Below are 18,680 nucleotides of genomic sequence, written 5' to 3'. Positions count from 1 at the left end.
CGGTCACCTCGTTCCCGGGAGTCGCAGGAATCCAGTCAGGCTCGCCGCGATGCCGTTGCGCGTTGCCGGGTAGGGCAAACAGGCACCACGGACGGGCTGCTGCGTGGACGGGGCCATGGAAGGGAAAGAGACCGAACGTTCCGGAGTGTGTTGTGGACACAGCTCCGCCCCGCAATTAGCGTGACAGATCACCGATACCATGTCAACATCCGGGTCGAATCTTTCGAAATCGCCTGAACATATAAAAATGGGCGGTACGCGACGTCACTACGCGTACCGCCACACAATTGATGCACGTATCCGCATGTCGCACGATACGTTTTCACGGGTTACCCGGAGTTACCCGCAAAAATGATCACGTACCACCTTCTCGCCGCGCCACGAGCCGGTAGAGCTCGTCCAGATCGTATTCCGCGCGGTGGGGTGTGCCCAGGCGGGTCAGCTTGCCCCGGCTCGCCCATTTCCGGATCGTCGACTCGGACACCCCGGCAGCGAGTGCGGCGAGCTCAGTGGGCACGCTGCGGCGCCGCCCGTTCGCTCGTTCCGTCATGCGGCCCGCCCCTCGTCGTCCTGCCCGCCGCGACCGCTGCCTGACCGGTGCCCGGTACGACCGTCGAGCAGCAACCACTGGTCGGGATGCCACGTATGGCCCGCCTCGCACCCGACCCGAGGCGGCATGCCATCGGCCGAACGTGTCATCGCCCGTACCGGCCACCCGCACCCCGGGCGAGGGCACGGCCCGATCTCCAGCGTGAGCCGGTCGCCCGGTTGGATCACTTGGCGTGCGACACCGCGCAGGTGGGTGAGCTCGGCGACGAAGTCGGCGGCAGCGGCATGGGCGGCCAGCCAGTCGAGGTGGCTGGCGAGGAAACTCGCCAGCGTCGGCACTTCCCGGTCCGCGGGCGGTGCCACCTCCCGATCCTCGGAGACCAGCGAGGACCAGGAGGTCAGCAGGTCCACGATGTCGGAACGGGCGGCGACCGCGTCGTCGTTGAGCCGGATCCCCTGTGGCCTCCCACCGCGCACCCGTTCCACGTCGCGCCCACCCCGCTGGGCGAGGGCGCGCTCGCAAGCCGAGTAAAGGTCGGGGAGCTCGGTGAGGCAACGCGCCGCCGCCTGCCTGCACGGCGGGCACAACCGCAGTCCTGGCACGGCTGGACGGGCCCGCCGGTGACCGCGCCGCCCGTCGCGGCAACCGGTTGTCTCGCACAGGCGCACCACCATCGCACTCCTTCACACCTCACCGGACTCACTCCGGCCGCTCCGGTCACGACCGGATGTCCCCAGCCTGCGCGCACCTCCTCGGATGCCGGTCGAAGGCCTATCCATCCCGTTTCGATACCACGATCGAGAACGCATCCAATGTGCCCGCGTACCGGTATCGATCGACGAACTTTCCGTTCCGTGCGAGCGGAATCCGAGCGCCGCGAGCAATGTGATAGCGGATTGATATTGACATTCGAGCCAGTCACCGGGGAGCCTGCAAGTTGCTCCGTTTGGACGACCTGATTTGCTCCATCGAGTGATAAAAAGGTCAGGGAACGCCACTGGAACACATGAAGGGTCGTCGAGTGATCAGCGTCTTGCTTGCCGAGGACATGCACCTGGTTCGCGGTGCTCTGAGCGCGCTCATCGACCTGGAACCCGACCTGACCGTGGTCGCCGAGGTCTCCTCGGGAGACGTGATCGTACCCACCGCGCTGGAGCACCGGCCGGACGTCGCCGTCATCGACATCGATCTTCCCGGTAAGGACGGGCTCGTCGCGGCAGCAGAACTGCGCCAGGAGTTACCCGGCTGCCGCACACTGATCGTGACCGGACTCGGCAAGCCAGGCACCGTCCGCCGGGCACTGGCGGCCAGCGTCAATGGTTTCATCGTCAAGGACGCTCCTGCGGATGCCCTCGCCAACGCCATCCGCGGTGTCGCGGCGGGCAGGCGGATCTTCGACGGGGACCTGGCGCTGGCGGCGTGGGAGTCGGAGCACTGCCCGCTCACCCCGCGCGAGCTGGAGATCCTGCGCCACACCGCGCAGGGCTCCAGCACCAAGGAGATCGCCGCCACCCTCTACCTGTCGCAGGGGACGGTGCGCAACTACCTGACGACGGTGGTGAACAAGCTCAACGCGCGCAACCGCGTGGACGCCATCCGCATCGCCGAGGAGTCGGGGTGGATCTGACGCCGTGACGGGGCATCTCACCCGGCCTCTCGCGGTAACGAGGCGGAAAGCCGGAACATCTTCCCCTGGCGCCTGCCGACTTCGATGTTCCCACCGTACTCCCGCACGCGTTGCCCCAGGTTGTCCAAGCCGCTGCCCTCCCACGGCTGCGTGTTCCCGTCGTGCTCGGTGACCCCGTCGTTGACGATCTCCAGCTCGATCGTGCCCTCCACCTCCCGGCAGGTGATCGTGCAATGCTCGACCTTGCTGTGCCGTAGCACGTTGGTGACGCCCTCGCGCAGCACCGTCGCCAGTACCGACCCCGCCCAGGCGGGCACATCGTCGACGTAACGCCGGATCCGGACATCGACGTTGGCCGCGGTCAGCACCGTCTCGACCGAGCGGAGCTCGTCGTCGAAGGAGAGCAACCGGTAACCGCTCGCGACCGAACGTACGTCCGCGAGCGCCTTGCGCGAGATAGCGAGGATCTCGGTGAGCTCCTCCTTGGCCCGTTCGGGATGGTCGGCCATGAGCCGGTTGGTGAGCTCGCTCTTCATCGTGATCGCCGACAGGTTCAGCCCAAGCAGATCGTGCAGGTCCCTGGCGAAACGCAATCGCTCCCGCGCCACCGCCATCTGCGCGAGCTCGTCCTTCGCCGCGTTCAGCTCGGCGACCATCCTGGCCAACCGTGTCATGCCGAAAACCACGAGGCCCGTGATCACCGTGGAAATCACGCCGTGCATGATCAACGTCGGTTCGGTACCCAGCGCCATGTGCGCGCCGCCGACGCTGAGCACCACGGCACCGAACAGCACGACCGATACCGGAGGTGCCAGGCTCAGCAGCGCGCTTCCGGCCAGGAAACCGGGAAGCCCGAGCCACGCGGCACCAAACTGGACGAACGGTAGGTAGACGAGGCACGCCTGCGCCACCAGTGCCACCGCCGTGGTTCGCGTGCGGTAACGCACCGACGGTCTGCTGAAGTAACCGAGCTGCACGGCGAGCAGCCCCGCGAGGTAGAGAACCGCTAGCGCCGGGGCGTCGAGTTCCTGCTGAATCACGCTGAACACCGCGACGACACCGAAACCACAGATCACCGCGGTGCTGATCGCGACAGCCAGCCGCGGCGCCATATCCGGCACCAGATGCGCGTACGCGCGCGCCGCCATCCCGGACTCACCGGATCCGTCCCGCCTGGTGTCCGCTCCCGGCTGCCCCGCTCCGTGCTGCCCGGTGAAACCCGATAACTCGCTCGTTCCGGGCTCCTGACCGGACACCATGACGCCTCCCTGTCGGCCCTTGTCGCGATCAAGCAGTATAGGCGACGCGTGTCGCGCAGCATAGGTCCGCGCCAGGACCCGTTCGCGCCTCGGCCAGGGCCACCGCAGCGGGACGGGGTCTGGCGGGTAGGTATCACAAGAAGAGTGGCAGCGGATTCAGCTCCACGTAGGGGGTGGGCCCGGCCAGTCTGCCGAGCTCGACCGGAACGTCGTACAACCTGCCCGGCGCGAAGCGTGCCCAGAAGTGGCGCATCCCGGGAACGATCATCTTCACCACCGGCATCCCGATGTCGGGGCGGGTCTGATCCAGCGCGAGGACCTCCATCCCCCGTGACTCCAGCGCTGCGCGCACCGCCTCCACATCGGTACCGATATCGCTCGTCGAGGTGTCGGGCAGGTCCGCCGGGCCGCGAGCGGGCACACCGGTGTCGGGCAGCAGGTACGGCTGGTTGGCCACCGTAGCGTGCCGCCACCAGTGCACGGCATCGCGATCCTCACCGCCGTCATCGGTGTCGAGGTCGAGATCGAGCACCGCGGGCGTCAGCTGGTTCAGCTCGGTCAGCGCGCGGCGCAACGCGGTCCGCGGATCGAGATGCGCGCCGAAGCCGAACATGATGTCCTCGCGGGGCGCTCCGGTACGTCGCGACACCGCGGCCATCACCGGGATGCCGAGATCGGCGGTGAGATCGAGGACCCACACCTGGCGCCCCAGCCGCTCGTAGAGCGCACGCAGCTCACAGGACCACCGATCACCGAAGGCGTCCAGGTCGATCGCGGGCATCCTGGTGCGGTTGTACCACCACAGCGCCACGGCATCCCGCTCGACGAGCTCGAGCAGGCCTTGCAGCATCGCGTCCTCGAGGCTGCTGCCCGCGGCGTTGCCGTTGGAATCCGCGCGCACCATCCGGCTCGGCCCGTGGCGGGGGGCGCCGTAGTACAGCATCTCCGTCGGCAGCAACCGGTGACGGCCGTTCGTCAACGACCACACCGGTGTCCAGTCCATCACGACGGCCTCGTCGAACGGATCGCACACGTACTGGAAAGGCGCGTGCGTCGCGTTCCACACCGTCCTCGTCGCGTACTGCCGCTCCTCGTAGAGCATGCAACTGTTCGGGTGTATCGCGTGTTCGCCGAGTTCCCTGAAGCTGCCCGTCACGCGTGGCTCGTCGCCGTGGAAGCTGCCGCTGTACCTCTCGATGGCCTCGCACAGGGCGCCGACCTCCGCTTCGAGCGCGGTGACTCCCTTGCCGCCGCTCTCGCTACGCAAGCTCGATCGCAGCGCACCCATCCCGGTCGATCGCACGGCCGTGTTCGGCCCCGAGCGGTAGGAATGCATCAGCGCGGGCCCGCGCGGATCGCGGGTGATCTCCTTGATGATGCCGGTCACCGGGCTGATCAGGTGCCGGTAGCGTTCGCGGACATCCTCCGGCGATACCGCCCGGTCACCGCCGCTGCCGCGGCTGGCTTTCGGCACGGTTCCCGGGACCACGGGGCGCCACCCTTGCCTGCGGACCAGGTCGCTGTCGCCACATACAGAACACTGTGGCCGGTTCCGTAGCTCATGCGATTCACTGTGGAGGGTTCGACTGTCGAACGTCCACACGCGTTGTTGCGCCTCGTGACGGTGCCCAGCCAGCCACTTCGTCACCTCGAGAGAGATCAGGTGTGCGGCGGTCCCCACGGTGGCGGGTGTCGCCGCAGGCGGTCGCGCGGCCGGACCGTCACGACCGAGGGTGGCCTGCGCGCAGGCCTCGGCATGCCGGTGCCCCCACAGCCTCGTGGCAAGACAGTGCCAGCAAGCGGTGACTCCCGGGCTGAAGGCCGGTCCCAGCCAAATCTGGGTGCCGACGGGCTTGGCGAGCCACCACGGCCGCCCCGCATCGCGCTGCCGCGCCTCGATCCCCGCGATGCCCGCGTTGAGGTAGTCGTCGCACAGCACGACGGTCACGTCGGCACCGCGCGTACCCTCCGATCCAGGCCCGCTCGCCGCGGTGCCCACACCCTCCATCACCGTGACGCCCGCACGCCGCAACGCGCCGGCTACCTCCGCGGCACCGGGTACCTCGCCTACCGTCAGCAGCTCCACCCGGCCCGCGGGCCGCGCGTCCGAGCACCCGAAGGCATCCCAGTAGGCCGTCTCGCAGGCATCCGCCGCGCCGTCATCGCAGGGACGCACCGCGACGAGGTCGGCCTCTGCGAGTTCGCCCAGCAGGTCCGCGACTTGCTCCGCGCCCATACCAGCGGGCTGGGCGCGGAGCACGGTCGCGAGATCCCGGGAACCGTCCAGCAAAGCCGCGAGAGCGGCGATCCGCTCGCCGCGCAACGCCGTGACCCCGCTCTCGGAGAACAGGAAGACGGCGTCGTCGCCTGCCACGACGACGTTGAGGTGGCGTTTGAACCCCACGAACTGTGCCGGATCGGTCGGTGCGCTCATCAGGCCGCCGCCTCCACGTCGTCGTCGGCCAAGCACCAGCACGTCGTCGTGGCGTTCATCCGCAGGGCGGTCGGGTTACGCCAGTGATCGAACCGCTCGATCCGCAACGCGCCGGACCTCGCCGTGGCGGCACCCGCCTGGCAGGCAGCACCTCCGGATCGCCTGCGAATAGCTGTCACAACCTGGGTCGTTGCCTCGTTCATGTTTCCTCCTGTGCGGTCACATGGTGTTCAACCATGCCCCTCAGTCTGTGACAGCCGTCACAGCGACAACCAGTGCGCGGCGCATGCGTCGGCAATGCGTTTTTCACATCCCGCCTGGGAACGGCGCACCAATGGCCCGGGAACAGCGCACCATCACCTTCGTGCGGCCAACACTGTCCGTACCCGTCCGGTCGCTGCCAGCGTGTAACGCAGCCCCCGTGGGCTCAGGAGAGGTCACGGACCGCATCTTCGAACACGCCGAGGTGACGCACGATGCTTCGAACCGACCTCGCTCGTAGGGATACGGCGAACGACCAGGCGACCGACTTGCTACGGCAACAGGCAGGGCACCCCCTGCGATTCACGCTGCTCGGTCCACTCGAGATACTGCACCACGGCCGCGACTGTGCCCCCACCGCGCCGAAGATGTTGCAGCTGCTGGCCATGCTGTTGCTGCGAGCGGGCCGGGTGGTCCAGTCCGACGCCCTCGTCGAGGAGCTGTGGGCCGACGCGCCGCCACCGAGCGTGCGCACCACCCTGCAGACGTACGTGTACCAGGTGCGGAAGCTGATCGAACGGGAAGGCATCGCACTCGACGCGGACCGGCTGCTGCTGACCAAGGCCCCCGGGTACCAGCTCGCGATCGACCCGATGCAGGTCGACGTGTTCGTCTTCCGGCAACTGTGCCACCAGGGCCGCCAAGCCCTGCACGAGCAACGTCACCAGGAGGCGGCGAGCACGCTGCGCGCCGCGCTGTCACTGTGGTCCGGCCCACCGATCGCCAACGTCGAATGCGGGCCCCGATTGACCGCCGACGCCGTCGAACTGTACGAGCAGAAGCGCAACGCGCATCACCTGCGGATACAAGCGGAAATGGCGGCCGGTATGCACCGCGAGCTCATCGGGGAGCTCAAAGCACTCGTGACCGACAACCCGCTCGACGAGGGGCTGCACGCGCAGCTCATCCAGGTGCTCGACCGCAGCGGCCGGCGGAGTGAAGCGCTGGAGGCCTACCGTTCGTTGCGCAAGACCCTCAACACCGAGCTCGGTCTCGAACCGAGCTCCGAGCTGCAGCAGCTCCACCACGAACTGCTGTCCGCGGGCGTGCCGGTCCGCTAACGACGCTAACGGCACGGCCACACTCCGGCCGTACGACGGTCGGGCACCTTCCGGAGCCCGGCCCGTTGAGACCCGTGGAGAAAGGACAGGCCGGTGAGACACACCCGAACACGGCACCACGCTGGCCGTGGATCAGCGGGCCTGCCAGCCATGACGCGATCGATCGATCCAGCGGCGCGCTACCTGCGCCGCGACGATCCGGCGCTGTTCCGCCTGATGGCCAGCGACGACGAGGAGCAGTCCCGCACGCTGTCGCTGCTCGCGTCGGCCAGCCCCACCTCCCCAGCCGTGCTGGCGTGCGCGACCGGCGCGGTGTGCCCGGGCCCGCTGCCTACCTCCCAGGAGCGCATGGCCAACGACGGTTCCCGCACGTGGCGCGCGATCGAAGGGCTGGCCTGCGAACGTGCGCGGCAGGCGTTCGGCGCCAGCTACGCCGACCCGCTGCCCGAATCGCACACCGCCGCGAACCTCGCGGTGTACTTCGGCCTTCTCACCTCGGGGGACACGATCCTCGCGCTCGACACAGACAGCGGCGGCCACCCCCTGCACGCGTCCCCGGACTCCCCGGTGGCCAGGTACTTCCACGTGGTCGGGTACGGGCTCGACGGTACCCGCCGGATCCACTACGACCATCTCGCTGAGTTGGCTCGCCGCCACCGCCCCGCGATGATCGTGTGCGGTGCCAGCGCCTACCCCCGCACACCCGACTACATCCGGCTCCGCACGATCGCCGACGACTGCGGTGCCATCCTGCTCGCCGACATATCCTCGGTGGCCGGGCTGGTCGTCGCGGGCGAGCACCCCAACCCGATCGATCACGCCCACGTCACGACCACCGGCACCGACGCCCAGCTCTACGGGCTGAGCGGCGGCGTGGTGCTCGCCGGAGCCGACGCGGCGATGCCCGCAGGACCGGGGAACCGTTCGGTACGCGCTCGCCTCCGTGACGCGATGGTTCCACTGGCCCATCACGGCCCCGACCGCGGCACCATGCTCGCGGCCAAGGCTTGCGCGCTGCACCAGGTGATGCGCGCTGATTTCGGTGAGGTGGCACGCCGCATCAAGGCCAGCGCCCACACGCTAGCCACCCGCCTCATCGGTGCGGGACGGCCGGTTCTCAGCGACGGTACGGACAATCACACGGTGGTGGTGGACGTGCTCTCCGGCGGCGTCACCGGCGTCGTCGCCGAACGCGCGCTCGCCTCCTGTGGCTTGCTGGTCAGCAGGCAGCGGCTCCCCATGGACGCCAAGCCGCCCCGAGTAGGCAGCGGTATCCAGCTCGGCACGAACACGCTCGCGGCGCGCGGCATGGGCCCCGCGGAGGCGAGCCGGTGCGCGAGCCTGATCGACACGGTGTTGCGCGCGACCGTCCCCCATTCGGACGTGGACTACGAGCTACCTGAGGCGGTGCGCGGCAGGATACGCGACCAGGTGGAACAGCTGTGCGCCGCGTTCCCGTTACCCGCCTCGCCTGCGGCGGCCGAGCCGCACGCGCCCGCGTCGTAACCGAGACCCCGTCCTGCGACACGCCCACCGACAACGCGACCGTCGAGAAAAAGGCACTGGAGAAAGTAAGGGGCGGCCCGCTCAACCAGCCTGGGGGTCACCGGGAGCGGGCCGCCACTTTCCAGTGTAGGCGATGATGCGGCGGCTCGCCGCACGGGGTAGCCATGCCGACCGCACCGTTACCCGCGACCGCCCCCTCGGTGACCGGTCCCACATCGCCACACCCGCCCCACCCTCGAACCGCCGACCCGGGTATGGGGCAAGATGGCTCCCCAGTAGGCGCGTGATCAGGGAGGCGACATGCACGATGGGAGCGGCCGGATCGCCGTCGAGGGCATCAGCAAGACGTTCGGTACGGTCCCCGCCGTACAGAACCTGAGCTTCAAGGTGGAGCCCGGTTCGGTGACCGGGTTCCTCGGCCCCAACGGCGCGGGCAAGACGACCACGCTACGCATGATCCTCGGTCTGGTCAGACCGACCTCCGGGATCGCGATGATCAACGGTTGCCGTTTCAACGAGCTCGGCAATCCCGCCTCCGTCGTGGGAGCAGTGCTCGAAGCACAGAGCTTCCACCCGCGCCGCACCGCCCGCAACCACCTGCGCGTCTTCGCCGCCGCCATCGGGGTCGGCGACCAGCGGGCCGACGAGCTGCTCCATCTCGTCGGGCTGTCCGGCGCGGCCGACCGCAAGGTCGGCGGCTACTCGCTGGGTATGCGACAGCGGCTCGCGCTGGCCACCGCCCTGCTGGGTGACCCCCAGGTGCTCGTGCTCGACGAGCCAGGCAACGGCCTCGACCCGGAGGGGATCGCCTGGCTGCGCCAGTTCCTGCGCGGCTTCGCGCAGCAGGGGCGCACGGTACTGGTGTCGAGCCACCTGCTCGCCGAGGTGGAGCAGACCATCGACCAGGTCGTCATCATCAGCAGGGGCCAGACGATGTACTACGGGCAGCTGGAAGACCTGCGGCGTTCGCAGCGCCCCCGGGTCTTCGTGGCGGCGGGCGACCCGCAGGCGCTGGTCACCGCCCTCAGCGAGCGACAGATTACCAACGTCTCCTCTCTTCAGGACGGCCGGATCGCCGTCGAGGGCGCGTCGGTGAAGCAGGTCGGCGATATCGCCGCCGCGGCGGGCGTGGCTATGTACGGCGTCGAGGAGGAACGCGTCGACCTGGAGCAGCTGTACTTCCAGCTCACCAGCGGGCAGTACGCCGCCGCCCCGCAGCACGCCTATAACCAGCCATCCGGCCAGGTTCCGCCGCCCGGCGGTCCGCTGCCTGGTGGGGGGCCCGTCCAGCAACCGTGGCAGCCACCGCCCCAGCAGGGTGAGGCTCCACCGCAGGCCGGGGACCAGAGCCCGGAGCAAGGCGGCACGTCGTGGGGAGGGCAGGACCGATGAGCAGGCTCGTCAAATCCGAGTTCCGCAAGATCACGACCACCCACCTGTGGTGGGCTCTGCTGATCCCCACCGTCCTGGTCGCCTTCGGTTGGGCAGTGGGTACCGGCTTCCTCGGCACCGCGTTCGTCGACACGTTGCAGGACGATGCACCAAGGGATCTCGAGATAGCGCTCGGCATCGACTCCCGCGATTGGATCGTGAGCTACTTCGCCATCGCCAGGAGCATCAACCTCGCGACGCTGTTCCCCCTGGTGTTCGGCGCGCTGGCGATCAGCTCGGAGTTCTCCAGCAAGACGATCACCACGACCTTCCTCACCGCGCCGAACCGGGTGTCCGCGCTGACCGCGAAGCTGCTGGTCTACATCGGGTGGGGAGCCTTCTACGGGCTGGCCATCGTCGCGGCGGTGGCGATCGGCATCCTCGTCTCCACCGACCCGGATCGCATGCCGACCGCAGGGGGCTGGATCAGTATGGCCATGGTCGGCGTCCTCGCCAGCATCCTGATGACCCTATTCGGCGTCGGGGCAGGCGCGTTGATCCGCAACGTCCCCGCGGTCGTGACCCTGCTCATCCTGTACTTCCTGGCCATCGAGAACGGCGCCCACTTCATCCTGACGATCCACGCCCCCGAGGTCATCGGCTTCCTACCCAACGGCTCCATCAACGGGGTCACGGGATCGATGGCGGCAGAGCTGTTCCTCGGCGCCGCCGACACCGTCCCGGATTGGGTGGATACCGCGATGCGCGCCGCGGCCGGTGCCACCGGGGCACACGCCTGGTGGCTGTCGGGGCTGATCTTCGTGGGCTGGTCGGCCATCGTCTTCGGCGGCGGCTGGATGGCCACCCAGCGGCGCGACATCACCTGACGGCCGCACGCACCGGCCCGGCTTCGCGAAGGCTGCCGCCACGGCGGGGTCGGGCCGGTTTCACGCGGTCAGCACCACGGTGCCGCGGGTCTCACCGGCTTCCAGCGCGCGATGCGCCTTGGCGGCGTCGGCGAGGTGGAAACTGTGCAGCGCCGGAGTGAGCCTACCCGCGCCGGCTTCGGCCAGCGCATGCGCTTCGAGGCATCGCGAGCCACCACGCCGGTCAAGCCGCTCACCGTTGGCGGCGCTGGCAGTCAACCCGCGCCCGTAGATCTCGTCGGAGGACAGCTCCGGCGGACCGTTCGCGGGGCGCCAGGCGTGCATCACGAACTGCCCGCCTACCCGGAGCAGTTCGAGGGTGGCCGTGCCGACGTCGCCACCGACCCCGTCGAAGACGATCGTGGCCTCGCGCGGCCCGAGTTCCTCGCGCAGGCGCTCCTGCCACGCGGGTTGCTCGCAGTCGACCACGGCCTCGACCCCCATCCGGTACACGCGGTCTCCCGCCGCAGAACCGTCCACAAGCGCCAGCGTGGCAGCGCCGCTGTTGCGAGCCGCCTGTGCCACCAGGTACCCGACGCCGCCGCCCGCATCGGTGACGATCACCACGTCATCCGGTGACACCTGGGCCAGCGACGTGATTCCTATCGCGATACGTCCCGCGCCGATCATGGCGACGGCGACCTCGCTGGTGACTCCGGAGGGCAGCGGGTGGACCGCTTGCAGTTCCCGCACGGCAAACTCGGCGTAGGCGCCACTGACAAGACCCAGGTGCGTGACGACCCGGGAACCGAGCCACGCCCGGTCCACCCCGGACCCTAGCTCGTCGATACGACCTGCTACTTCCCGTCCCGGGATGATCGGAAGCTCGGGCAACGGGAACGGAAGCCTGTCGGCGGCGCCCGCCCGGATGACCGCATCCAGCCAGTGCACTCCTGCCGCCTCCATACGGATACGCACCTGGCCGGGTCCCGGCTCCGGCTCGGGAACCTCCTCGTAACGAAGGACCTCGGCTGGCCCGAACTCATGCTGCCGGATGGCGTACATGTCGCGATACTCCTGCCTGCTTCGGTCGAGCTGGCCGGCTCGACCACGATGCGCGGATAGTGCTACGCCCTTACCGTAAGGTGGATCGTTCCGGCCCGAATCCGTCAACTGACTGGGCTTTCGCCAGTCCTGATGGTCGCGAGCACGGGAAGCCGGCGTAGGATCGCGCTGGTGATCAGCGGGCAGCGCTCCAGTCGAACCTGCCGAGCTCCGCACGTGAGGCGATGCCCAGCTTGGGATACGCCTTGTACAGGTGGTAACCGACCGTGCGCGGGCTCAAGAAGAGCTGCGATCCGATGTCCCTGTTGGTCATCCCGGTCGCGGCGAGCTGCACCACCTGCCACTCCTGGGGGGTGAGGCTGCCAAGCAGCCCTGCCTCGTCCGCCTCGGACGCGAGGCTTTCCCCCGTGGCGCGGAGCTCGCCCGCAGCCCGCTCCGCCCAGGGCACCGCGCCCAGCCGCTCGAAGGTGTCGCGCGCACCCCGCAGGTGGGGCCGGGCGTCGGACATGCGGCGGCACCGCCGCAGCCACTCGCCGTAGACCAGCTCGGTGCGCGCCCGCTCGAATGGCCGATCCCCTGCTCCGGCGCTGGTGTCGTCACGCCCGTCCGCGCCGGACGCACGCCGGTGCTCGCCGAGTGCCGTGACGAAATACTGCTCGATCTCGCTCTCGTCCGCGCGCAGGGTTGCCAGCAACGCCCGGCATCGCGCGAGCACCGCGAGCGCCCACGGCTGGCCGGCCGCCTCGGCCCACGCGGTGTACCAGGACAGTCCTTCCTCGGCGATTTCGGGTTTGCCGAGCCGCGTCACGGCCTCGACCAAGTCGGGGATCCCTGACAGGATGTCCATGCGATTGGCGCCCGCCGCGAGCTCGGTAAGCCGTTCGGCCGTGGCCTCGTGCCTACCCAGCCCGAGGTCGAGCAGCGCCATCGCACAGGAGGCCCGGTACGAGCTGTGTCCCCCGCCGAGTCCACGGACCTCGTCGACCTGCGCGGTGCAGCCGGCCTCGTCTCCTTCCAACGCAGCGAGATGGGCGAGCACGGCACCGAGGTATCCCACGGTCTGCCGTTGACCGATCTCGCGGGCCAGCCGCAGCCCTTCCGTGGCGTTGGCCTTGGCGTTGCCGTGCTGGCCGAGGTGAAGCTGGCTGCGCGCCAGCACCGCGAGCGCGTGCGGCAGGGCCCCCATAGCGCCGTGGCGGCGGCTGGACCGCTCCGTTTCCATCGCCAGCTCGTGGGCCGTTCGGTGATCACCGAGCAGCAGGTGCCACCATGCCAGCATCGGCGTCAGCTTCACCGCGCCAAGGCCATAGGCATGCTGAGTGTACTGGTCGAGCAGCTCCCGCACCGCCGCCACGCCGTCGGCAACGCCCCCCGCCGTACGGTGGTTGAGCCCGCCAGCGGCACGCGCCAACCGCTCCACCGGGAGGAAGGGCTGTTGCCCCGCGTACTCCGCTGCCAACCGCGCGGCCCTGTCCAACGCACCGAAATCTCCCGCCATCCAGGCCGTTTCCACCGCATAGAAGAACATCAGGGGCTGCGCCGTGCGTTGCTCACCACTGGGCTGCGCACCGAGCGAGCACGCCTCATCCAGCAGGATCCGGTGCGCCTCCATCGGCCGGTTCTGCTCGTCGGCGACGCTGGCGTTGATGAACGCGATGGTCGTCCGGGTCTCCGGGTCGCCTGTCAGCGCGCTCGCGGTATCGGCCAGCGTAGCCGCGCGATCGAGCTGCCCGGAATCGAAAGCCCACCGCGCCGCCTCGGTCAGCCGCCGCACTTTCTCCGAGGGATCAGGGCTCATCGAGGCCGCCCGCTCATACGCGGCGGCGACCGAGCCGAAGCCGCCAACCGCCTGGTCAGCCTCAGCCGCCCGTTCGAGCAGGGCAGCCACCTCCTCGTCGGGTCCCGTACTGGCCGCGGCCAGATGCCAGGCACGCTGGCAGATGTCGTCACGCTCGGCGAAAACCTCGGCGAGGGCCTGGTGTGTGCGCAGCCGCTTGACAAGCGTCGCGTTCTGGTACACGGCGGTGCGCATCAGCGGATGCCGGAACGCCACCCGACCCTCCACGGTGCGCACCAGTTGCCGATCCTCGGCGGACTCCAGATCATCGATCCCCGCACCCAGCCGCTGCGCCGCGGGGAGCACCACGGCGAGTTCCCCGGTGGAGTCGGCTGCGGCCACCAGCAGCGCGAGCTGAGTGGCCTCGGGCAGCGCGGCGATCCGATCGGCGAAGATCTCCTGGATCCTGCTGTGTACCGGCAACCGCGCCGCATCGCGGTACGGGTCGGCCACCAGCAACCCCTCGCGCTGCGCGACGGGAAGTTCCCGCAACGCCAGTGGGTTTCCGCCGGACTCGTGCAGGATCTGCGCACGCACGTGCCGTGGCAGGTCACCGGCATGCTCGGCGAGGAACTCAGCGGCGGCCTCGTCATCCAACCTCCCGAGCCGGAGCTCGGCAAGGCCCGGTGAGGAGAACGACGGGGCGTGCAGGTCGCGCGCGACGAACAGCATTACCACGCCCTCGGCCTCCAGCCTGCGTGCCGCGAACAGCAGCGCTTCCGCCGAGCCGTGATCGAGCCAGTGCGCGTCGTCGGCCAGGCACAGCACAGGCCCGTCCTCGGCCAGCTCGGCCAGCAGCGTCAACACCCCAAGGCCGACCAGGTACCGGCTGCCCGGCTGCGCAGGCTGCAGTGCGAGCGCGGCGCGCAGCGCATCCGCCTGCGGCTCGGGTAGCCTGCCAATTCGATCGACCACACCGGACAGCAGCAGATGCAGCCCGGCGAACGGCAGGTCAGCCTCGGATTCCACGCCGGTACCGCGCAACACCCGCATGTCCGTCGCCGCGGCGGCGACGTGCTCCAGCAACGCGGACTTGCCGATACCCGCCTCACCGCGTAGCACCAACGCCCCGCTGCGACCGGCACGCGCGCCGTCGAGCAGCGCCTCGATCCTGGCCAGCTCCGCATCCCGCCCATAGAGCATGGTCGCCACATTACCGGTAACAGCCCGTCACCGGCGGCTGTTTCCGGTCGTTCCCGGCAGCACCTGGGGTCACGGTACGAACACCACGGCGCCCGCTGCGCCACTGATGGACAGCCCGGCCTGCACCTGCGCAGCCTGTCGCAGCGGGTGGCGTCGCACCACAGGGTCCAGCGTGCCGCGCGCTGCCTCGGCGAGTGCGCGTTCCTCCAGCGCGCGCACCCCGCCGCGGCACGGCGCCGGGTGTCCTCCGGAGATCACCGATGCGGTCAGCTCCCGCTCGTACAGCTCGGTCATTCCGATCTCGGTCGGGGTGCCGGACGACCAGCCGTGCACCACCAGACGCCCGCCCACCTCGAGGAGATCCCTCGCTTGGCAGCCGATCTGGCCACCGACCCCGTCGACGACGATGGTCGGGCGCCTGCCGTACAGCTGCGCCGTCAGCAGCTCGCACCACCCCGCCGACGAGCGGTCCACCGCGAGATCGGCCCCAGCCAGGCGGACCTGCTTGAGCTCATCGGGGCCGCCAGCCGCACCGGCCACCGTGGCTCCGGCGCCGCAAGCGGCCTGCACCAGCAGCGTGCCCACCCCGCTCGCCGCGGCGGTGACCAGGACGATGTCGCCGGCACCCGGCCGGGCGACGTCGAGGATGCCCAGCGCGGCCCTGCCCGCGCCGAGCACCGCGACCGCGACCGCGTCGTCCAGCCCGTCCGGGATCGCGTGCAGCGCCGCGACCTCGCGTACCACCAGCTCGGCGTACCCGCCGCTGGCCAGCCCGAGCTGGGTGACCACGCGACGACCGAGCCACGCACCGTCCACCCCGGCACCGACCGCATCGACCGTGCCAGCAACCTCGTGGCCCGGGATCACCGGCAGCTCGGGCAGTGGGCAGCGAGCCGCGTTCCCAGCGCTGCTGCGGACGGCGATGTCGTGCGGGTACGCCGCTGCCGCGGTGACCGCGATCCGCACCTGGCCCGGTCCTGGCTCGGGATCGGCGACCCGCTCGTAGCGCAGCGTGTCAGGAGAGCCGAACTCGTACTGCCGAACCGCGTACATGGCGCTCACGTCCTCGTGCGGTAGATGCGCATGCTCAGCGGCGCGAACACCACGACCAGCGCCGCGCACGCCACCAGCACCACGCCGATCTGCCCTGCGGTCACGGTGCCGTGCATCAACCCCCGGACCGCCGTTGTCAAGTGGCTGATCGGGTTGACGTCGACGACCGATCGCAACGCAGCGGGCATGGTGGACGGGTCTACGAAGATGTTGCTGACGAACGTCATCGGAAACAGCACCATCATGCTGGCCCCCATCACCGCCTTCTCGGTGCGCATCAGCATTCCCAGCGCGGTCCAGATCCACGACAGGCTGAAGGCGAACAGGAGGATCAGCGCCAGCGCCGCCACCGGCCCGATCACCCCGCCACCGGGGCGGAAGCCGAGCGCGAGGCCGAGGACGATGATCACCGCGCCCGCGACCGTGTAGCGGGCCGCGTCCGCGAGCAGCGCGCCAACCAGCGCCGAGGGGGACCAGACCGGCAGTGACCGGAATCGGTCGAACACACCTCGCGTGATATCCGTGTTGAGCCCTGACCCGGTGTACATGGTGATCATCACGATCGTCTGCACGAGGATGCCCGGCAGGAAGAACTGCAGGTACTCGCCCGTCGACCCGGCCAGCGCACCGCCGAACAGGTAGGTGAACATCAGCGTCATCATCACCGGGAAGGCGGTGACATCGAACAGCTGCTCGGGAACGTGTTTGATCTTCAGCATGGCGCGCCAGCCGTGCGTGAACGAGGCCGACAATGCACCGGGACGCCCGGGGCGCGCCCTCGCGGCGATCGCCTGCCGGAGCCGCTCGGCATCGCGGCCAGCGTCAATGCTCATCGTGGTCATGCTGCTGCCTCCTCCCCGGTTGCGGTGCCGTGACCGGCACCGTTGTCCTGCCCGGCCTGCTGCCCGGTCAGCGTCAGGAACACCTCGTCGAGACTGGGCCTGCCCAACGCGAAGGCGGACACGTCGATACCGGCGCTCGCCAGCCGGGACAGCGCACCGGTCGCGGCGTCAGCGGCCCCGGTCCGGTCGCTGTCGATGCTGGCCGTCAGCACAGCGGGATCACCCTCGAGGTGGGGCGCCGAGCCAAGCACGGCGCCGAGCACCCGCGCCGCGTGGTCGCGCTGCGTCGCGTCGGCCAGCCGCACCTGTACCGTCCCCGAACCAACTTTGGCTTTGAGCTTGTCCGGAGTGCCCTCTGCGATGACCGATCCGTGGTCGATCACCGCGATCCGGTCCGCGAGCTGGTCGGCCTCCTCCAGATACTGGGTGGTGAGCAGCACGGTCGTTCCGGCATCCACCAGCGTGCGCACGATGTCCCATACCTGGCTGCGGCTGCGCGGGTCGAGACCGGTCGTGGGTTCGTCAAGGAACAGCAGGTCGGGGGTGACGACGATGCTGGCTGCGATGTCGAGCCTGCGACGCATGCCGCCGGAGTAATGCTTGACCTGCCGGCCCGCGGCCTCGGCCAGGTCGAAGGCCGCCAGCAGCTCGGCCGCGCGGTCGCGCGCGGCCACCTTGCGATGGCCGAGCAACCTGCCGAGCAGCACGAGGTTCTCGCTACCGGTGAGATCCTCGTCGATGGAGGCGAACTGACCGGTCAGGCTCACCCTGCCGCGCACCGTATCGGGCTCGCGCAGCACGTCGTGCCCGAAAACCCGCGCCTCGCCTGCATCCGGCCGCAGCAGCGTGGCCAACATCCGGATGGTGGTAGTCTTCCCGGCCCCGTTGGGACCGAGCACACCGTACACGCCGCCCATGGGGACAGCGAGGTCAACGCCATCGACAGCACGGGTGTTACCGAAGACCTTGACCAGCCCGGATGCGGTGATGGCCAGGTCCGCTCTTGTGATCGCGGACATGATGTGCTTGCCCTTTCCCTTGGTGCTTCCGTTGCCGGCGCTGCCGCCCCCGGTGTCGCCGTCTGCCGCCGCCGTGGCTACACCGGCTGCCGACTGGTGCGGTCTTGGCCCCGTCGGCGCCGGTCGTCCACTCATTCCGCGCTGCCGGAGTAGGGGCGCTTGGCCCGCGCCTCGGCGAGCGCCCGGGCCCACCAGGCGAGCTGGTCGAGCAGTGCCTTGGCCGCGCCGTTCGGACCGATGGCGTCAACGGGCCTGCCCTCGGCGTCGAAGGCGTCAGGGAAGTTGGGGAAGCTCACGGTCTCCCTGATCGTGGTGGCGTGCACCTCGGCGAAAACCAGCCGCAACGCCTCCACCGCACGCAGCCCACCGGAGATACCGCCGTAGGAGACGAACGCGACCGGCTTGGCGCTCCACTCGTCGAAGTACCAGTCGATAGCTGTTTTCAACGACGCGGGGAAGCTGTGGTTGTACTCCGGGGTCACCACGACGAAGGCGTCCGCTGCCGCCAGCCGGGGCGCCAGCGCGGTCACCGCCTCCGGCACCGGGTCGCCGTCATCGATGAGCCGCTCGGGCAGGTTCGCCTCGGCCAGATCGATGACGTCGACAGTGAAGTCGCTCCGCTCGGCTGCCCGCTCGGCGAACCACCGCGCGGCCGTGGGTCCGAAACGACCGTTGCGGGTGCTGCCGATAATGATCGCCAACCGCAGTGTCTGCTCGCTCATGTCGTGCACTCCTTCATCGCTTCTCGGATGGGGTGCACTCCACGCTAGGGCGGCCCGCGCCTCG

General features: G+C 69.4%; 16 protein-coding genes. 5 read left to right on the top strand and 11 right to left on the bottom strand.

Annotation, left to right across the window (positions count from 1 at the left end; genetic code table 11):
• Window positions 1-355 precede the first annotated feature (355 nt).
• Together F8178_RS03895 and F8178_RS03890 are read right to left on the bottom strand one after the other, a co-directional pair.
• Window positions 356-550, bottom strand: coding sequence for a hypothetical protein (locus tag F8178_RS03895; protein ID WP_317493234.1), 195 nt, complete (start codon window positions 548-550; stop codon window positions 356-358).
• Entirely contained in the window at window positions 547-1,224 is a 678-nt protein-coding gene (locus tag F8178_RS03890) for a hypothetical protein (protein WP_317493233.1), read from the bottom strand. Before F8178_RS03890 ends, F8178_RS03895 begins: the two co-directional genes overlap by 4 nt.
• Window positions 1,225-1,571: 347 nt before the next feature.
• Between F8178_RS03890 and F8178_RS03885 the strand changes: the two genes are divergently transcribed.
• Window positions 1,572-2,177, top strand: coding sequence for a response regulator transcription factor (locus F8178_RS03885; protein ID WP_317493232.1), 606 nt, complete (start codon window positions 1,572-1,574; stop codon window positions 2,175-2,177).
• Between the two features lie 17 nt (window positions 2,178-2,194).
• On the opposite strand, the gene F8178_RS03880 is transcribed toward F8178_RS03885, so the two are convergent.
• The 3 genes from F8178_RS03880 to F8178_RS03870 form a co-directional block, all read right to left on the bottom strand.
• Complete coding sequence (locus F8178_RS03880) at window positions 2,195-3,436, bottom strand: histidine kinase (RefSeq protein WP_317493231.1); 1,242 nt, start codon at window positions 3,434-3,436, stop codon at window positions 2,195-2,197.
• A 133-nt stretch (window positions 3,437-3,569) separates the two neighbouring features.
• Entirely contained in the window at window positions 3,570-5,870 is a 2,301-nt protein-coding gene (locus tag F8178_RS03875; protein ID WP_317493230.1) for a TOMM precursor leader peptide-binding protein, read from the bottom strand.
• On the bottom strand, window positions 5,870-6,073 hold the full coding sequence (locus F8178_RS03870) for a hypothetical protein (RefSeq protein WP_317493229.1): 204 nt from the start codon (window positions 6,071-6,073) through the stop codon (window positions 5,870-5,872). Before F8178_RS03870 ends, F8178_RS03875 begins: the two co-directional genes overlap by 1 nt.
• A gap of 273 nt (window positions 6,074-6,346) precedes the next feature.
• Between F8178_RS03870 and F8178_RS03865 the strand changes: the two genes are divergently transcribed.
• From F8178_RS03865 to F8178_RS03850, 4 genes are all read left to right on the top strand, one after another.
• The gene (locus F8178_RS03865; protein ID WP_317493228.1) at window positions 6,347-7,192 is read left to right on the top strand and encodes an AfsR/SARP family transcriptional regulator; all 846 of its coding nucleotides are present in this window, start codon (window positions 6,347-6,349) and stop codon (window positions 7,190-7,192) included.
• 150 nt (window positions 7,193-7,342) lie between these two features.
• Window positions 7,343-8,698, top strand: a complete 1,356-nt coding sequence (gene glyA / locus F8178_RS03860; RefSeq protein ID WP_317493227.1) for a hypothetical protein — start codon at window positions 7,343-7,345, stop codon at window positions 8,696-8,698.
• A 300-nt stretch (window positions 8,699-8,998) separates the two neighbouring features.
• A complete protein-coding gene (locus F8178_RS03855) occupies window positions 8,999-10,090 on the top strand; it encodes an ABC transporter ATP-binding protein (protein WP_317493226.1) in 1,092 nt (363 codons plus the stop codon).
• Window positions 10,087-10,956 carry a hypothetical protein gene (locus F8178_RS03850; RefSeq protein ID WP_317493225.1) on the top strand — a complete coding sequence of 290 codons (870 nt, stop codon included), beginning with the start codon at window positions 10,087-10,089 and terminating at the stop codon, window positions 10,954-10,956. Before F8178_RS03855 ends, F8178_RS03850 begins: the two co-directional genes overlap by 4 nt.
• Before the next feature lie 60 nt (window positions 10,957-11,016).
• On the opposite strand, the gene F8178_RS03845 is transcribed toward F8178_RS03850, so the two are convergent.
• The 6 genes from F8178_RS03845 to F8178_RS03820 form a co-directional block, all read right to left on the bottom strand.
• Entirely contained in the window at window positions 11,017-12,000 is a 984-nt protein-coding gene (locus tag F8178_RS03845) for an alcohol dehydrogenase catalytic domain-containing protein (RefSeq protein WP_317493224.1), read from the bottom strand.
• 175 nt (window positions 12,001-12,175) lie between these two features.
• On the bottom strand, window positions 12,176-14,980 hold the full coding sequence (locus F8178_RS03840) for an AAA family ATPase (protein ID WP_317493223.1): 2,805 nt from the start codon (window positions 14,978-14,980) through the stop codon (window positions 12,176-12,178).
• A 69-nt stretch (window positions 14,981-15,049) separates the two neighbouring features.
• On the bottom strand, window positions 15,050-16,033 hold the full coding sequence (locus F8178_RS03835; RefSeq protein WP_317493491.1) for an alcohol dehydrogenase catalytic domain-containing protein: 984 nt from the start codon (window positions 16,031-16,033) through the stop codon (window positions 15,050-15,052).
• A 5-nt stretch (window positions 16,034-16,038) separates the two neighbouring features.
• Window positions 16,039-16,866, bottom strand: a complete 828-nt coding sequence (locus tag F8178_RS03830; protein WP_317493222.1) for an ABC transporter permease — start codon at window positions 16,864-16,866, stop codon at window positions 16,039-16,041.
• A 5-nt stretch (window positions 16,867-16,871) separates the two neighbouring features.
• The gene (locus F8178_RS03825) at window positions 16,872-17,894 is read right to left on the bottom strand and encodes an ATP-binding cassette domain-containing protein (protein WP_317493490.1); all 1,023 of its coding nucleotides are present in this window, start codon (window positions 17,892-17,894) and stop codon (window positions 16,872-16,874) included.
• Window positions 17,895-18,025: 131 nt separating this feature from the next.
• On the bottom strand, window positions 18,026-18,616 hold the full coding sequence (locus F8178_RS03820; RefSeq protein ID WP_317493221.1) for an NAD(P)H-dependent oxidoreductase: 591 nt from the start codon (window positions 18,614-18,616) through the stop codon (window positions 18,026-18,028).
• Window positions 18,617-18,680 lie beyond the last annotated feature (64 nt).

Origin of the sequence: Haloechinothrix sp. LS1_15, assembly GCF_033042135.1 — a bacterium.
Classification (GTDB): domain Bacteria; phylum Actinomycetota; class Actinomycetes; order Mycobacteriales; family Pseudonocardiaceae; genus Haloechinothrix.
Note: the sequence above shows the minus strand (reverse complement) of the source record. Positions and strands in the feature narration are given on the sequence as shown.

Bases quoted from the DNA above. Each gene is read 5' to 3' on its own strand.
- F8178_RS03895 (WP_317493234.1), bottom strand. From the start codon at position 550: ATGACGGAACGAGCGAACGGGCGGCGCCGCAGCGTGCCCACTGAGCTC.
- F8178_RS03890 (WP_317493233.1), bottom strand. From the start codon at position 1,224: ATGGTGGTGCGCCTGTGCGAGACAACCGGTTGCCGCGACGGGCGGCGC.
- F8178_RS03880 (WP_317493231.1), bottom strand. From the start codon at position 3,436: ATGGTGTCCGGTCAGGAGCCCGGAACGAGCGAGTTATCGGGTTTCACC.
- F8178_RS03875 (WP_317493230.1), bottom strand. From the start codon at position 5,870: ATGAGCGCACCGACCGATCCGGCACAGTTCGTGGGGTTCAAACGCCAC.
- F8178_RS03870 (WP_317493229.1), bottom strand. From the start codon at position 6,073: ATGAACGAGGCAACGACCCAGGTTGTGACAGCTATTCGCAGGCGATCC.
- F8178_RS03865 (WP_317493228.1), top strand. From the start codon at position 6,347: ATGCTTCGAACCGACCTCGCTCGTAGGGATACGGCGAACGACCAGGCG.
- glyA (WP_317493227.1), top strand. From the start codon at position 7,343: ATGACGCGATCGATCGATCCAGCGGCGCGCTACCTGCGCCGCGACGAT.
- F8178_RS03855 (WP_317493226.1), top strand. From the start codon at position 8,999: ATGCACGATGGGAGCGGCCGGATCGCCGTCGAGGGCATCAGCAAGACG.
- F8178_RS03850 (WP_317493225.1), top strand. From the start codon at position 10,087: ATGAGCAGGCTCGTCAAATCCGAGTTCCGCAAGATCACGACCACCCAC.
- F8178_RS03845 (WP_317493224.1), bottom strand. From the start codon at position 12,000: ATGTACGCCATCCGGCAGCATGAGTTCGGGCCAGCCGAGGTCCTTCGT.
- F8178_RS03840 (WP_317493223.1), bottom strand. From the start codon at position 14,980: ATGCTCTATGGGCGGGATGCGGAGCTGGCCAGGATCGAGGCGCTGCTC.
- F8178_RS03835 (WP_317493491.1), bottom strand. From the start codon at position 16,033: ATGTACGCGGTTCGGCAGTACGAGTTCGGCTCTCCTGACACGCTGCGC.
- F8178_RS03830 (WP_317493222.1), bottom strand. From the start codon at position 16,866: ATGAGCATTGACGCTGGCCGCGATGCCGAGCGGCTCCGGCAGGCGATC.
- F8178_RS03825 (WP_317493490.1), bottom strand. From the start codon at position 17,894: ATGTCCGCGATCACAAGAGCGGACCTGGCCATCACCGCATCCGGGCTG.
- F8178_RS03820 (WP_317493221.1), bottom strand. From the start codon at position 18,616: ATGAGCGAGCAGACACTGCGGTTGGCGATCATTATCGGCAGCACCCGC.